General features: G+C 65.4%; 16 protein-coding genes. 15 read left to right on the forward strand and 1 reads right to left on the reverse strand.

Annotation, left to right across the window (positions count from 1 at the left end; translation table 11 throughout):
* Positions 1–55: 55 nt before the first annotated feature.
* From FBY33_RS19525 to asd, 15 genes are all read left to right on the forward strand, one after another.
* On the forward strand, positions 56–754 hold the full coding sequence (locus FBY33_RS19525; protein WP_018769102.1) for a winged helix-turn-helix transcriptional regulator: 699 nt from the start codon (positions 56–58) through the stop codon (positions 752–754).
* 34 nt (positions 755–788) lie between these two features.
* A complete protein-coding gene (gene mshD / locus FBY33_RS19530) occupies positions 789–1,757 on the forward strand; it encodes a mycothiol synthase (protein WP_142032053.1) in 969 nt (322 codons plus the stop codon).
* Positions 1,758–1,888: 131 nt separating this feature from the next.
* Positions 1,889–4,138, forward strand: a complete 2,250-nt coding sequence (locus FBY33_RS19535) for an RNA degradosome polyphosphate kinase (protein WP_142032055.1) — start codon at positions 1,889–1,891, stop codon at positions 4,136–4,138.
* A 9-nt stretch (positions 4,139–4,147) separates the two neighbouring features.
* Positions 4,148–5,116, forward strand: a complete 969-nt coding sequence (locus FBY33_RS19540) for an NUDIX hydrolase (protein ID WP_142032057.1) — start codon at positions 4,148–4,150, stop codon at positions 5,114–5,116.
* Between the two features lie 495 nt (positions 5,117–5,611).
* Entirely contained in the window at positions 5,612–6,805 is a 1,194-nt protein-coding gene (locus tag FBY33_RS19545) for a hypothetical protein (protein WP_235010616.1), read from the forward strand.
* Positions 6,802–7,605, forward strand: a complete 804-nt coding sequence (locus FBY33_RS19550; RefSeq protein ID WP_142032059.1) for a thymidylate synthase — start codon at positions 6,802–6,804, stop codon at positions 7,603–7,605. Before FBY33_RS19545 ends, FBY33_RS19550 begins: the two co-directional genes overlap by 4 nt.
* Entirely contained in the window at positions 7,602–8,186 is a 585-nt protein-coding gene (locus FBY33_RS19555; RefSeq protein ID WP_142032062.1) for a dihydrofolate reductase, read from the forward strand. The genes FBY33_RS19550 and FBY33_RS19555 overlap by 4 nt, the downstream gene beginning before the upstream one ends.
* Before the next feature lie 4 nt (positions 8,187–8,190).
* The gene (locus FBY33_RS19560) at positions 8,191–8,409 is read left to right on the forward strand and encodes an NF038396 family protein (protein ID WP_142032064.1); all 219 of its coding nucleotides are present in this window, start codon (positions 8,191–8,193) and stop codon (positions 8,407–8,409) included.
* Between the two features lie 113 nt (positions 8,410–8,522).
* Complete coding sequence (locus FBY33_RS19565; protein ID WP_200831426.1) at positions 8,523–9,479, forward strand: hypothetical protein; 957 nt, start codon at positions 8,523–8,525, stop codon at positions 9,477–9,479.
* 19 nt (positions 9,480–9,498) lie between these two features.
* On the forward strand, positions 9,499–10,161 hold the full coding sequence (locus tag FBY33_RS19570; RefSeq protein WP_142032066.1) for a hypothetical protein: 663 nt from the start codon (positions 9,499–9,501) through the stop codon (positions 10,159–10,161).
* A gap of 1 nt (position 10,162) precedes the next feature.
* The gene (locus tag FBY33_RS19575) at positions 10,163–10,597 is read left to right on the forward strand and encodes a hypothetical protein (protein ID WP_142032067.1); all 435 of its coding nucleotides are present in this window, start codon (positions 10,163–10,165) and stop codon (positions 10,595–10,597) included.
* Between the two features lie 42 nt (positions 10,598–10,639).
* The gene (locus FBY33_RS19580) at positions 10,640–11,050 is read left to right on the forward strand and encodes a hypothetical protein (RefSeq protein WP_142032069.1); all 411 of its coding nucleotides are present in this window, start codon (positions 10,640–10,642) and stop codon (positions 11,048–11,050) included.
* Positions 11,051–11,090: 40 nt separating this feature from the next.
* On the forward strand, positions 11,091–11,495 hold the full coding sequence (locus FBY33_RS19585) for a hypothetical protein (protein ID WP_200831427.1): 405 nt from the start codon (positions 11,091–11,093) through the stop codon (positions 11,493–11,495).
* Positions 11,482–11,883, forward strand: a complete 402-nt coding sequence (locus FBY33_RS19590; protein WP_142032071.1) for a hypothetical protein — start codon at positions 11,482–11,484, stop codon at positions 11,881–11,883. The genes FBY33_RS19585 and FBY33_RS19590 overlap by 14 nt, the downstream gene beginning before the upstream one ends.
* 96 nt (positions 11,884–11,979) lie before the next feature.
* The gene (asd, locus tag FBY33_RS19595) at positions 11,980–13,110 is read left to right on the forward strand and encodes an aspartate-semialdehyde dehydrogenase (protein ID WP_142032073.1); all 1,131 of its coding nucleotides are present in this window, start codon (positions 11,980–11,982) and stop codon (positions 13,108–13,110) included.
* A gap of 66 nt (positions 13,111–13,176) precedes the next feature.
* On the opposite strand, the gene FBY33_RS19600 is transcribed toward asd, so the two are convergent.
* Entirely contained in the window at positions 13,177–14,280 is a 1,104-nt protein-coding gene (locus FBY33_RS19600; RefSeq protein WP_142032074.1) for a winged helix DNA-binding domain-containing protein, read from the reverse strand.
* Positions 14,281–14,303 lie beyond the last annotated feature (23 nt).

The following is a 14,303-nucleotide window of genomic DNA, read 5'->3' on the forward strand; positions in this document are numbered from 1 at the left end:
CGGTGAGAATCCGGTTCAGTCGCCCAATGATGCGCGGACGGCCCTTGGAGGAACAATGTCGCACATCCTGTTACTGACCAACAGCACCGGTTCTTCGGTGGACATCCTGCCTGCCCTCGAGTTGCTGAACCACCGGGTCCATATCCTCCCCGCCGAGCCCACGGCCCTCCTTGAGACGGACCCCTGCGACATCGTCCTGCTGGATGCCCGCAAGGACCTGGTGGGCGCCCGTTCGCTCACCCAGCTCCTGAAAGCCACCGGACTCAGCGCTCCCCTGGTCCTGATCCTGACCGAGGGCGGCATGGCTGCTGTGTCCTCGGCGTGGGCCGTTGACGACATTGTCCTCGATTCCGCTGGACCCGCCGAAGTGGAGGCGCGTATCCGGCTCTCCGTTGCCCGGGCCGTGCCCGAGCAGGAAGACGCCCCGAGCGAGATCCGTGCCGCCGGCGTCATCATCGACGAGGCAAGCTACACGGCACGGGTCAACGGCGCGCCGCTGAACCTGACCTTCAAGGAGTTCGAACTCCTGAAATACCTGGCGCAGCATCCCGGCCGCGTGTTCACCCGCCAGCAGCTGCTCACCGAGGTGTGGGGCTACGACTACTACGGCGGCACCCGCACCGTGGACGTCCACGTCCGGCGCCTCCGCGCCAAACTCGGCGCGGACCACGAGAACCTGATCAGCACGGTCAGGAACGTTGGCTACCGCCTCACCCTGGTCCGGCAGCAGGAAGACGAACTCACCGAGGCCTGAGCCCCGGCCCGCCATTGACGTATAGCCTTGGCTCATGACTCCAGCGCATCCGCAGAAGTGGCCCGTCCATGTCGTCCGGGGCGGAGTTGATCAACGACTCCTCAAGGACTGCCGCGACCTCCTGGCGGCGGCTGAGGAATCGGATGGAAACCCTTCCATTTCCGAGCAGAGCCTGGTGACCATGCGTGCCGGGGATTCCGCCGGGCACACGCTGCTGACGCTGGCCCTCTATGCGCCCGATGAGGACTCAGATCCCGCCACCGGAGAGGACCTGGCCGGGTTCGCAGTCGTGGTTGAGGAACCGGACGGCAACGGCATCCTGGAGATCGCCGTTCACCCCTCCTACCGGAACCAGGGAGTCGCGGACCGGCTGGTCGGCGCCCTCAAGGAAGTACGGGGCTTTGACGGGCTGAACGCCTGGTCCCACGGCAACCATGAGGCCGCCGCCGATCTTGCGGCGCGCTACGGCTACGCGCCGGTGCGTGAGTTGTGGAAGATGCGGATGACGACGGCGGGCGCGGAGCTTCCCGACGCCGGCCTCCCGGACGGGGTGGCCATCCGCCCCTTCGTGCCGGGCAAGGATGAGGACGCCTGGCTGGCCGCCAACAGGGCAGCCTTCGCCCACCATCCCGAGCAGGGGAACCTCACCCGGGCCGACCTCGAGGCGCGCATGGCGGAGGACTGGTTCGATCCCGCGGGTTTCTTCCTGGCGGAGGACCGGGACGGCCGCCTGCTGGGCTACCACTGGACCAAGGTCCACCCCCGGCACGGCTCGCACCCCGCGATCGGTGAGGTGTACGTGGTGGGCATAACGCCGGAAGCCCAGGGCATGGGCCTGGGCAAGGCCCTGACCATCGCCGGCATCAAGCACCTCCGCGACGCCGGGCTGAACGGGGTCATGCTCTATGTGGACGCCGACAATACCGCCGCTGTTGCCCTGTACCGGCGGCTCGGTTTCACGCGCTGGGACATGGACGTCATGTATGGACCGGCGGCAGGGTAGGCAGGGCAGCAACAACGTTCCCCTGCAGGGCGTAAAACAAGGGCCGTGGGGCAGGTGAATGCTTGTAAGGTTGAAAGGGAACCGCGCGGGGCGGAAGCGCCGGCACCAACGCGCAAGCTAAAGGAGAAGCCATGAACCCGGAACCCTCCGGAACAGCTACGTCCCAGGAAGTTGCGGTGCCCGTCCGGGCACGCTTCGGCTCCTCCGAGGTACCGGCGTCCAGGGCTACCCAGGACCGCATCGACATTCCGGAATTCGCACCGAACCTGCAGCCGGAAGGCGACATCCGGCCGGACCGCTTCCTGGACCGTGAGCTGAGCTGGCTCGCCTTCAACTCCCGCGTACTGGAGCTGGCCGAGGACCCCACCCTGCACCTGCTGGAACGCGTCAGCTTCCTTTCCATCTTCGCCTCCAACCTGGACGAGTTCTTCATGGTCCGCGTCGCCGGCCTCAAGCGCCGCATCGCCACGGGCCTCGCCGTCCCGTCGCCCGCCGGCCTGAGCCCTGTCGAGGTGCTGGAACGCATCAGCGAGGAAGCCCACCGGCTCCAGGAGCGGCACGCCGAGGTCTACGCCGACCAGATCCGCCCCGCCCTGGCCTACGAGCACATCCACCTCATGCACTGGGACGAACTGGACGACGCCGCAAAGCAGCAGCTCAGCGTGATGTTCGCGGAAAAAGTCTTCCCCATCCTTACCCCCTTGGCCGTTGACCCCGCCCACCCCTTCCCCTACATCTCCGGCCTGTCGCTGAACCTTGCCGTGGTGGTCCGGAACCCGATCAGCGACAAGGAACTCTTCGCCCGCGTCAAGGTCCCGGACCAGCTGCCGCGCCTGATCTCCATTGATGGTCCGCGCGCCGGCGCAATCCCCGGCCGGGTGGCCCGGTTCATCGCGCTCGAGGAAGTCATCGCCGTCCACCTGGACAAGCTGTTCCCGGGCATGGAGGTCCTGGAGCACCACACCTTCCGCGTCACACGCAACGAGGACGTCGAGGTGGAGGAGGACGACGCCGAGAACCTCCTGCAGGCCCTGGAGAAGGAACTCCTGCGCCGCCGCTTCGGCCCGCCGGTCAGGCTTGAAGTCACCCATGACATCAACCCCAACATCCGTGCGCTGCTGATCCGTGAGCTGGGCGTGGAAGAGTCAGAGGTCTACTCGGTGCCGGCACCGCTGGACCTCCGGGGCCTGTCCGTTATCGCCGCCATCGACCGGGCGGACCTGCACTACCCCAAGCACGTCCCGCACACCTCGCGGTACCTGAACGAGTCCGAAACCTCCAAGGCCGCGAACGTGTTTGCCGCCATGCGCCGCCGCGACATCCTGCTGCACCACCCGTACGATTCATTCTCCACGTCCGTGCAGGCGTTCCTGGAACAGGCTGCGGCGGACCCCAAGGTGCAGGCCATCAAGCAGACCCTGTACCGCACCTCCGGCGACTCCCCCATTGTGGACGCCCTGATTGACGCGGCCGAGGCCGGCAAGCAGGTCCTGGCCCTGGTGGAGATCAAGGCGCGGTTCGATGAGCAGGCCAACATCTCCTGGGCCCGCAAACTGGAGCAGGCCGGCGTGCACGTGGTGTACGGGATCGTCGGCCTGAAGACGCACTGCAAGCTTTCCCTGGTGGTCCGGCAGGAAGTGGACGGGTTGCGCCGCTACTGCCACATCGGCACCGGCAATTACCACCCCCGGACCGCCCGCTACTACGAGGACCTGGGCCTGCTGACCGCGAACGAACAGGTGGGCGAGGACCTGTCCAAGCTGTTCAACCAGCTTTCCGGCTACGCCCCCAAGTCCACCTTCAAGCGGCTCCTGGTGGCGCCGCGTTCCGTCCGGTCCGGGCTGATCGACCGGATCGAGACCGAGATCCGCAACGCCCGGGCCGGGGTGCCCGGGCAGGTGCAGATTAAGGTGAACTCCATGGTGGATGAGGCCATCATTGACTCGCTGTACCGCGCCTCGCAGGCGGGGGTCAAAGTGGACGTGGTGGTCCGTGGGATCTGCTCCCTGCGCCCCGGCGTTCCCGGTTTGAGCGACAACATCACCGTCCGCTCCATCCTGGGCCGGTTCCTGGAGCACTCGCGGGTGTTCGCCTTCGCCAACGGCGGGGACCCCGTGGTGTACATCGGCTCAGCCGACATGATGCACCGCAACCTGGACCGCAGGGTGGAGGCACTGGTTCAGCTGACCAGCGCGGACGACATCACCTACGTCCTTGACCTCCTGAAGCGGTACATGGCACCGGAAACGTCCAGCTGGCACCTGGACAACGAGGGCCGCTGGACCCGGCACCACCTGTCTGAGGACGGGAAGCCGCTGGAAGACGTCCAATCCTGGCTGTTGGCGTCCCGGCCGCGTCAACGCAGCCTGAGCCGGCGATAGGCAGCCGCGTTGTCGAGCGATGCACTCGTAGCTGACCAGACTGACCACCCGGGGGAACCCGTCGCCGTAACCGCTGCGGGTGCCATCCCGTGGCGGGTTAACAAGGATGGCCTTGAAGTGGCGCTGATCCACCGGCCGCGCTACGACGACTGGTCGTGGCCCAAGGGAAAGATCGACAACGGCGAGACCGTTCCCGAATGCGCCGTCCGTGAGGTGTGGGAGGAGATCGGCCTCCGGGCGCCGCTTGGGATACCCCTGCCGCCCATCCACTACCACGTATCATCCGGCCTCAAGGTGGTCTACTACTGGGCGGTCAAGGTCAACGGCAACACCCTGGTCCCGGACGGCAAGGAGGTGGACAGCGTCATGTGGTGCGCCCCCGAAAAGGCGGCCCGCCTGCTGTCCAACCCCTCCGACGTCGTCCCTCTTGAATACCTGCGTGACGCGCACGAACGGGGCACGCTGGACACCTGGCCGCTGCTGGTGCTCCGCCATGCCAAGGCCAAACCGCGCTCATCCTGGAGCAAGGCGGAGGGCGAGCGTCCGCTCGCGGCCACCGGCACCCGGCAGGCGCAGGCCGTGGGCCGGCTCCTGCAGGCATGGAAGCCGATGCGGGTGGTCACCAGTCCGTGGCTGCGCTGCGTCGCCACCGTGGCCCCCTATGCGCGGGCCACGGGAGCAAAGGTGAAGCTGGCGGAAGGCCTGACCGAGCACAAGCATCAGCGCAGTCCCAAGAAGACGGCTGCGGTCATCGAGTCCCTTTTCGACAAGCAGCGGCCCGTGGTTGTCTGTACGCACCGGCCCGCGCTGCCCACCGTCCTCAAGCAGCTGGCGGAGCACATGCCCTCGCACCTGACGAGACTGCTGCCGGCCAAGGAACCCTACCTGTCCCCCGGCGAAGTGGTGGTGTGCCACGTGGCCAATGGTGGGAAGAAACGGGTAGTGGCGGTGGAGCAGTTCAAGCCCTTCGACGACTAGCCGCGGTCCTCGCAGCTTGACCCAAGGCTCTTGTCGGCATTGACTTAGTGGCACGACGCACCGTTCTGGGGGGATAACGTGCAGGCTGCCACAATTGCTGTTGTCAACGATGTTCCACCGATGGCTCTCCTGGGGCCGTTCCTGCTTGCCGGCGGCGTATATTTCCTGCTCCGGTCCCTCATCCGGGGAGGCAGTGGGAGTGACCGTGCGGCAACCGCGTCCCGGCACGCCTTCTGGGTCGGCCTGGTTGGGTGGCTGGCAAGTTCGTTGTTGCCGGCTGCCAATGCAGGGATCCTTCCGATTTCCCCGGGTGCCACTGTTCCTGTGGACATTCCGTCTGCCCTTGCGTGGCCGGTCCTTGGCTGCCTGGCCGTTCATGCGCTGGGGCAACTCAGCTACCCCAGAGGCTCCGTAACGCCTCGACAATCCGGAAACCCACGGCGGGTCCGGGATCTTCTCCCACGCAGGCTCGGTTGGACCGTCCTGGCGGTCTTCGTGGGAGCTGCCGCACAGATTCTGTGGACCTCCACCTTGCCGCGCTTCGCCCCTCTCCCCTATGAGTCACAGCCGGACGGCGCAGGCGGCTACTCGACCGTGGGCGGCGAAGGCCGCATTCCCGGCGCCGAGCTGGCAGGTTACCTCGGTGGCGCCCTGCTGGTGCTGGCGGCGGGAACCCTGGTTGTCCTGGTCCTGATCACCCGCCGCTCGCTGTTGGCGGGGCTCACTTCCCTGCAGGATAGCCTTCTCCGGACCATCACCATGAACCGGCTGCTCCGGACTGTTGCCACCGTTGCCTCCGGCCTTGGGGCAATTGCCGGTAACCACGCGGCTCGACCGGATCCCGCCCTGGGACCCACAAGTTGGATGAACCCGGCAGGCATGCTCAACCTGGCGGTCCTGCTGTTGATGCTGTGCTGGCCCCCTCCCAAGCTGGAAGGCCCAAATGGGATGGGGCGTGGCGCCCCCACCGCGGCCCAGCCCGCAACAAGATTGTCCGTATCCATCGGTGCGGCCATGGGGTTGGCCGCCTTCGTCCCCGCGCCGGCAGTGCTGTTCGTGCCGGGCGCCATCGCCGGCGGCCCTGCAGTTCTGGTAGCTCTTTCGGCCGCCGCCATTTTGGCTGTTGTGGCCGGCGGCGAGGTCCTGCTGCACCGCAACCATGGCTTGGAGACCGAGCCCCGCCACTGGCCACGCCAGCCCGTCTCCCCTGCCCTGATGTCCATGCTGGTCGTATCGGCAGCCGTTCTGGTTGCGGTGATTGTGGCTGTCGCGGTGCGGCAGGCTGAGGTTTTAGTGCAGCCAACGTGGGAGGTGACCGCCTTGACCAGCGCAGGCATTGCGTTCTTGTCCGGCATTCCCCTGATGCTTGCCCGGCGTCGATACAGTGTTGCGGCCACGGTCCCGGACCTGGACGCCGCGCTCCGGGCCATCACGGTGCATCGTGTGGTCCGGACGCTGGCCGCATTCTTCGCCGCGCAGGCCGGGGTGCTGTTGATGAGCTCAGGCCCGAAACTGCATACGGCATCGCCCCTTGGTCCTGAACGGTGGGACTCCGTCTGGCAGGCCGCGTCCGCCGTCGGGGTTGTCCTGGTCACGGCGGCCGTGGTGGTCGCCGTGATCCCTGTGGGGGCGTCCGGCCGCGGGGCGCCCGGCCTTTCCCGACGGCCAGCCAGTAGACTTGGGGCGTGAGCATCCCTACGCCTTATGAAGATCTCCTGCGCGACGTCCTGGCCTCCGGCACCCATAAATCGGACCGCACGGGAACCGGAACCACCAGCGTTTTCGGCCGCCAGATGCGGTTTGACCTGGCCAAGACCTTCCCGCTGATCACCACCAAGCGGGTCCACTTCAAGTCCGTGGCAGTTGAACTCCTATGGTTCCTGCGCGGCGAAACCAACATCAAGTGGATGCAGGACCAGGGCGTCACTATCTGGAATGAATGGGCTGACGAGGACGGCGACCTTGGCCCCGTCTATGGCGTTCAGTGGCGCAGCTGGCCCACTCCTGACGGCGGACACATCGACCAGATCGCCGAGCTGGTGGAGAACCTGAAGAGCAACCCGGACTCCCGGCGGCACATGGTCTCCGCCTGGAACGTGGCCGAGCTCAACGACATGGCGCTGCCGCCGTGCCACGCGTTCTTCCAGTTCTACGTGGCCAACGGCAAGCTCTCCTGCCAGCTTTACCAGCGCAGCGCCGACATGTTCCTGGGTGTGCCGTTCAACATCGCCTCCTACGCGCTGCTCACCTGCATGGTGGCCCAGCAGGTGGGGCTTGAGCCCGGCGAGTTCGTGTGGACCGGCGGCGACGTCCACATCTACGAGAACCACATGGACCAGGTCCTCAAGCAGCTGGAACGCGAGCCCTATGACTACCCGCAGTTGAAGATCACGCGCAAGCCGGCATCGATCTTCGACTACACGCTGGAGGACTTTGAAGTGGTGGGCTACCAGCACCACCCCACCATCAAGGCGCCGATCGCCGTATGAGCACCGGGAACTTCACCGATCCGCAGTCCTTCACGGAGGAATTGGCCAGCTCGATCACCGGCGTCGGCCTGGTCTGGGCGCAGACCTCCGACGGCGTCATCGGCAAGGACGGGGACATGCCCTGGCACCTGCCCGAGGACCTCAAGCACTTCACCAGGCTCACCAGCGGGCACCCGGTCATCATGGGCCGCAAGACCTGGTTGTCCTTCCCCGACAAGTACCGTCCCCTGCCCGGCCGGACGAACATCGTCATTACCCGGCAGAAAAGCTGGGCCAGCACGCCTGAGGCGGAGGGCGCCGTCGTGGTTCCTTCCCTGGATGATGCGCTCCTTGAGTCGCAGTTTGTCGACGGCGGCGAGACGGTGTGGATCCTGGGCGGCGGCGACGTTTTCCGCCAGTCCACGGACCTCGCGAACGTCGCGGTGGTCACCACCATCGACGTGACGGCCGACGGCGACACGTTCGCCCCGGAGCTTGGCCCCAGTTGGGAGGCCTCCGCCTCCGTCCCGCCGGACGGCTGGCTGACCGCCGCCAACGGCACGCGCTACCGATTCACCAAATGGTCACGGACCGAGGGCTAGGAACATGCTGAAGAAACCCGAAACCCTGTTCGTGCTGGGCTACATGTTGCTGCCGCTGCTGGCGCTGCTCTCCGCGATCGTGGGGCTGACCATGATCCTGGGCGGCAACAAGATCGCCGGTGCCATCGTGCTGGTCATTGTTACCCAGATCTTCGCCTTCGGCGCGTTCTTCGCGCTGCGGGCCCGAAAGGCTGCTGTGCTGGAGGAGTCAGACCGGGGCTAGTAGATTCTGCCGTGCATGGGGAGGCCACCCCATCGCGGCAGTTGTGATCCTGCCTTAGGCTGGGGCCTGCAGCGCTCTGAACTGCTGCGGGACGAATATTGGGGGGAATCCTGGTGGCAGGAACTTTGTGGGGTGCCGACGTAGATCAACTGCGCACCCTCGCGCAGCAGTTCAGCAAGACCGCGGACCTGCTGCAGCAGCAGTCAATGCAGCTCAGCAGCCAGATCAACAACAATCCAGCGTGGAAGGGCGCAGACGCGCAGCGGTTCCGTTTGGACTGGAACAGCAACCACCGCACCCTTCTTCAGCAGACGGTCGCCCGGCTCCAGCAGGAGTCGAAAGTGCTGCTGAAGAACGCCGACGAGCAGGAGAAGGCGAGCACGAACGGCACTGCTTCGGGCGGTGCGGGTGTAGAGGCCAGCAGCAGTGGCTCCCGGCCGCCAATCCCCGGGCAGGGCAGCAACGATCCCTGGGGGCCGGGCTGGCTTACGGACCCTGATTCCCCTTGCCGCAACGGCTGGGATATCTACGGCCTCGCCAAGGCTTTCCCGAACCTACGGACGGGCCTTTTCGACATCGGCGCCATGCTGCACAAGTCGCGCATTGGCGACTTCCTGGACCCGTCAGCATGGCGGGCGTTCCAGGAGTCCAACGAGTTCAGCAAGTTCTTCAACCTCTCCAACAACCTTTTCGAGGGCAAGTTCCACGAAGTCCTGAACTTGGCCGACACCACTACTGCATTCAAGTACCTGGATGGCTTTGGCAAGGGCCTGGGAATCGTGGGAGTGGGCTTGGACGCCCTGGATGCCTTCAACAACTTCAAGGAAGGCGATTACGACGCAGGCAAGTATTCGCTTTTCAAGGTTGCGATGGGGGCCGGCTCGTTCGCCCCGCCGCCAGTGGGTACGGCCTGCATGGTAGCCAGCGGCGCCCTCGCCCTCTATGACAATGTCCCCGTTATCCACGCGGCCGTAGATAACGCCAAAGATAAGATCGCGGAGGGGACCGAGGCTGTCAGCGGTGCCATCAGCGACGGGGTCGACGCCGTCGGCGACTTCTTCGGCTTCTAATAACTGAGGAGAATAACCATTGACTGAACCAAGCACGGCCTTCGGCACGGCCGCCGGACAAGGCTTTCCCGATGCAATCGGTTTTGGCTTCGCCGAGCTATTACTCCTCCTGAACCTGCGTCGCGGCCCTGCAGCAGAGGCGTCGGCCAAGGCACTGCGGCTGGCGGAAGAGCTGGACGATGCCTCACTTCTCGCTGCCGGTGCTTCCTCCTTGGTGGCCCGCGGCTTGGCCACGGTGGAACCGGGGGGTGACCTCTCCGTCGCTGGACCGGTGGCAGCCGTGACGAGTGCCCTGACGGAGGCAGCCAAGCGTGTCCAGATCAATCTTTTGACCGCTGACTCGGTGGACAATGTGCTGTCCCTGGAGTCCCCCGAGTACCAGATACTCCTGCAGCCCCGCGCGTACCTCAGCTGGTTCGCGATGGCCCAGCGGCCCGATGCGACACCCGCAGAAGCGAATTTTTACATAGTCCGTAAGCATCTCGAAGACAACCCCTCCGGCGGGGCCACGATCCGGCTCCTGCAGAATGATGCGGAGAAACAGCTTCTGGTCAAGCGGAGCGGGCAGAGGTGGGCAGTAGGGTATGGCACCATTGATGCCCCCTCCGAACCCATTCAGGAAATTACCGGCCTCACAGACAGCCAGGTCCTGGACCACATCCGATCGATCAGACAGGACTAAGGTGCAAAACGGCATTCCAGGCAGCAACACGGGCAGTGGCTCGACTTCGGACGACCAAGTCCGTGCCGAACACGAGCAGGCGCTGGCACGCGGGGAAAAGAGAGTCCTGTTCCGCACCGTCGAGGGGAGGCTCTACAGCTACGCAAAGGATGAGCTCGGAGTGGTCACCGCCAGTTCGCACCCCCAAGTAAGGTCTGTCGTCGGCTTCCTGGTGTTGGCGGTTGTCTTCGCTGCCGTCGCGGTCTTCTCCATCCTGCTGGTGGCAGGACCCACAAGCAGGGGTCAAGACCCGATGTGGGACGCCCTCTTCCTGACAGTGCTGGGAGTGGCTGGCGTCCTGTACGCCCTCCGTATGGCGAAGGTGGCTGCGAGGGCCAAACGCCTGCGGACAGAACGGGGAATACCCGAACCCACAGCCCGTCAGTTCGACCGATGAAGAAACCTCACCTCGTCTTCCGCCTAACAACCGAAGAGCGCCATGAAAAGTGAAGTTTCCGGATCGAAAGGGTCCGGCCGCCGAGGGTACTACCGGCGGCAGGTGGAACTGGAGGCCGCGAAGCAGGGACTCACAGTCGAGGAATACGGGGTTTACAAGGGCGATGTCGGCAGTGCCGTCAAACCCATCAATTCCGCGGGCGGTCTGCTGTTCCTGGCCATCCTGATCACTCTGATCATGACCGTCGCGGCAGCATTACTCGTCAAGTTGTTCATCGATGGGACGGAGGACCCTGACTGGGGCAAGATCGTGTTCACTGTCGCCTTCGGACTGTGGATTATCCCCACAAGCTGGTCCTATTACTACAAGGAACGCAAGGCTGCACGTCTCCGGAAGGCAGCGGGGAAGACACTTGAACCTCCTACGCGCCGTTCGAGCCTGAGGGACTGGTGAAAACTTTGGCCCAAGAGCAGTGGGACCTGAGTTGACCCTGATGCACAACGACAACCGGGAGCGGCGGAACGACGTGGTGTACGCCGAGCATAAGGGCGCGCTCGCGCGGGGTGAAAAACGTGTGCTGCGAAAGACCAACACCGGCGAACTGCACAGCTATCCCGCCGACGAAATTGGATTCTCTCCCGGCCTGGGTCAGGCGCAGGTCCGGACATGGTGGGGCATGGGAATCCTCACTGCCGTCATGGTGGTCCTGGCAGTACTGTCCCTCGTGATACTGCTGAGGCCCGTACCCGACGGTGGCCAGCCGTTCTGGGGCGGACTGTTCCTCACCGCGTTCAGCGTTTATGGAGCCTGGTACAGCTACAGGCGGGAAGCACTGGAGATTCCCGAACCCAGCGCCCAACAGCTGGACTGGAACCAGGACCGGCATGGCCAGGCGTAGCCGGGGCGTGCCGCAGGAACCGGGCTATGTTCCCTACCAGCCGCCAGAAAAGCGGACTCTGCACCGGCTCTCTGAAAACGGCGGGATAGTTGCCTACACAGACGAAGAGTACGGGGTCCGCAAGGACGACGGGCTGGGCATCGTCAAACCCGTGAATTCCTCGGGCGGTCTGCTGTTCCTTTCCCTCCTGATGACGGCCATGTTCGGCCTGATGCTTTACGGCATCGTCCAGATGGCAGTGACTGACCAGTGGGAGATCCTCAGCCGGACGTGGTGGATGTACCTGCTGGTGCTCTACCCGCTGTTCGCAGGCTGGGCCGGCTTCTTGATGGAGCGCAAAGCCGAAAAGCTGCGGAGGGCGAAGAATCTCCCGCGGCCCGTGGAATAGCGCCTCAGGTGCGTGCCGCCGTCGTACTTTTCGATGACCCGTCCGCAGTGACGTAACCGACTGCGCCCTGCCGGTCGAGCCGTCTAAAATAGTCGAATGACTACAGCAGCTACCCCCTCCGTCGGCCTGGTCGGATGGCGCGGCATGGTCGGTTCCGTCCTCATGCAGCGCATGCAGGACGAGGGCGACTTCGCCAACATCAACCCGGTGTTCTTCTCCACCTCCAACGCGGGAGGTGCCGCGCCTTCCTTCGCTGAAGGCGCCGGCAAGCTCGAGAACGCGTTCGACGTCGACACGCTGGCCAAGCTGCCTATTATCGTCACTGCCCAGGGCGGGGACTACACCAAGCAGGTCCACGGCGAGCTGCGCAGCCGCGGCTGGGACGGCCTCTGGATCGACGCCGCTTCCACCCTGCGCATGAGCGACGACTCGATCATCGTGCTGGACCCCATCAACCGCGACGTCATCGACAAGGGCCTGGTGAACGGCACCAAGGACTTCATCGGCGGCAACTGCACCGTCTCCTGCATGCTGATGGGCCTCGGCGGCCTGTTCAAGAATGGCCTGGTGGAGTGGGGCACCTCCATGACCTACCAGGCTGCCTCCGGGGGCGGTGCCCGCCACATGCGTGAGCTCCTCAGCCAGTTCGGGACGCTCAACGCCGAGGTCAGCACCGAACTGGACGACCCCGCGTCGGCCATCCTGGACATCGACCGCAAGGTCCTGGCCCACCAGCGCAGCGACATCGACGCCGCCCAGTTCGGCGTCCCCCTTGCCGGCTCCCTGATCCCTTGGATCGACGCCGACCTGGGCAACGGACAGTCCAAGGAAGAGTGGAAGGCCGGGGTTGAGACCAACAAGATCCTGGGCACCTCCGAGGAAAACCGCGTGATCATGGACGGCCTCTGCGTCCGCATCGGCGCCATGCGCTCCCACTCCCAGGCACTGACGCTCAAGCTCCGCGAGGACCTGTCGGTCGCCGAGATCGAGAAGCTCCTCGCCGAGGACAACCAGTGGGCCAAGGTGGTGCCCAACACCAAGGAAGCCTCCATGGCCGAGCTGACCCCGGTGGCCGCATCGGGCACCCTGGACATTCCGGTGGGCCGCATCCGCAAGATGGAAATGGGCCCGCAGTACATCAGCGCTTTCACCGTGGGCGACCAGCTCCTCTGGGGCGCCGCCGAGCCGCTGCGCCGCATGCTCAACATCGCCACCGGCAACCTGTAGCCCGTACAGCTGCCCCATGAGCGGCCCTTGCCTACCAGGCAGGGGCCGCTTTTGCGTGGAAGAGGGTCAGGTGGCCAGGAACGTGGTGTAACGCCCCGCTGCCTTGGCAAGGGCTGCGTGGGCTGCCGGGCCCAGCGGCTTGGCCTCATCAAAGAGTTCAGGGACGACGGCGGCACCACGGCCCGTGCCCTGGAGCGCCCAGGTGCCCACCACCTTCCCCGCGACGACCACCGTCTTCTTGAAGACGCCGTTGCCGCCCGGCACGATCAAGTCGAAATCCTCCGGCGCCAGGACGGGTGTCCGGTCCGTGTAGCCGAGGACGAACTCATCGAATCCGGGCAGCAGGTGGACGGAGCGGCCGCCGGGGACTCCGGATTCCAGGAGGGCGGCCACGTCCGGTGAGAGCCAGTAGCTGGTGCCATCGATGTCCAGCTCCACCAGCTGGCTCCGGACGTGCTGGAACGCGGCGCGAACCTCGGTCAGCGGCAGCTGCGTCCACCAGGCGAAGTCGCGCAGGGTGGCCGGACCATGGCTTCGGAAGTAGCGCAGCGCAAACTCGGCAGTGGCTTCCTGGCGCTCCATCCGGCGGGACTCCGGGATCCATTCATCGAAGGCCGCGATCAGCTGCTGGTTGCCGGACAGCGGCCCCGGTACCAGCCAGCCGTGCCGGCACAGCGTGCCCAGGAGATGGACGCCGCGCTGGCCCTGCGTGGGCTGGCCGCCGGCGTCGAACACCTTGAACAGCCCGGGGCGGCTGAGGGGACCATCAGTGAGGATGCGGTCCAGCGCCAGGTCGCGCGCCTTCTCAACATCAGTCCAGGTGATTTCCAGTTGCCGGTGCCTGGCCGCGATGCTCCTGGTGAGCCGTTCGGCGGTGAGGTCCAGCATCCAGCGCAGGTCCTCGGGGGCAACGAGGTGCAGTGTTCCCCGCATGGGCCAGGACCGGACCACAGTCCCGGAATCGATGGCAGCACGCACGTCGGAAAGCCCCGCACCGGGCACCCTAACCCCCACGGCCCAGAGGGCTGCCGGCAGGTCCTGTGCCTGCATTGCGGTCATCCACCGGACCAGCTCCGGAGCTGAGGCAGCACCCTCCCCGGCAAGCCGTTGTGATCCGAGCCGGAGCCTGCCGAGCATCCTGCGGTGAAGCAGGGAACCAGATGCAGCCATGCGCCCATCCTAGGCCGGACACG

This window comes from Arthrobacter sp. SLBN-112 (assembly GCF_006715225.1).
Taxonomy (GTDB): domain Bacteria; phylum Actinomycetota; class Actinomycetes; order Actinomycetales; family Micrococcaceae; genus Arthrobacter.

Bases quoted from the DNA above. Each gene is read 5' to 3' on its own strand.
- asd (WP_142032073.1), top strand. From the start codon at position 11,980: ATGACTACAGCAGCTACCCCCTCCGTCGGCCTGGTCGGATGGCGCGGC.
- mshD (WP_142032053.1), top strand. From the start codon at position 789: ATGACTCCAGCGCATCCGCAGAAGTGGCCCGTCCATGTCGTCCGGGGC.
- FBY33_RS19535 (WP_142032055.1), top strand. From the start codon at position 1,889: ATGAACCCGGAACCCTCCGGAACAGCTACGTCCCAGGAAGTTGCGGTG.
- FBY33_RS19585 (WP_200831427.1), top strand. From the start codon at position 11,091: ATGCACAACGACAACCGGGAGCGGCGGAACGACGTGGTGTACGCCGAG.
- FBY33_RS19560 (WP_142032064.1), top strand. From the start codon at position 8,191: ATGCTGAAGAAACCCGAAACCCTGTTCGTGCTGGGCTACATGTTGCTG.
- FBY33_RS19600 (WP_142032074.1), bottom strand. From the start codon at position 14,280: ATGGCTGCATCTGGTTCCCTGCTTCACCGCAGGATGCTCGGCAGGCTC.
- FBY33_RS19580 (WP_142032069.1), top strand. From the start codon at position 10,640: ATGAAAAGTGAAGTTTCCGGATCGAAAGGGTCCGGCCGCCGAGGGTAC.
- FBY33_RS19525 (WP_018769102.1), top strand. From the start codon at position 56: ATGTCGCACATCCTGTTACTGACCAACAGCACCGGTTCTTCGGTGGAC.
- FBY33_RS19590 (WP_142032071.1), top strand. From the start codon at position 11,482: ATGGCCAGGCGTAGCCGGGGCGTGCCGCAGGAACCGGGCTATGTTCCC.
- FBY33_RS19555 (WP_142032062.1), top strand. From the start codon at position 7,602: ATGAGCACCGGGAACTTCACCGATCCGCAGTCCTTCACGGAGGAATTG.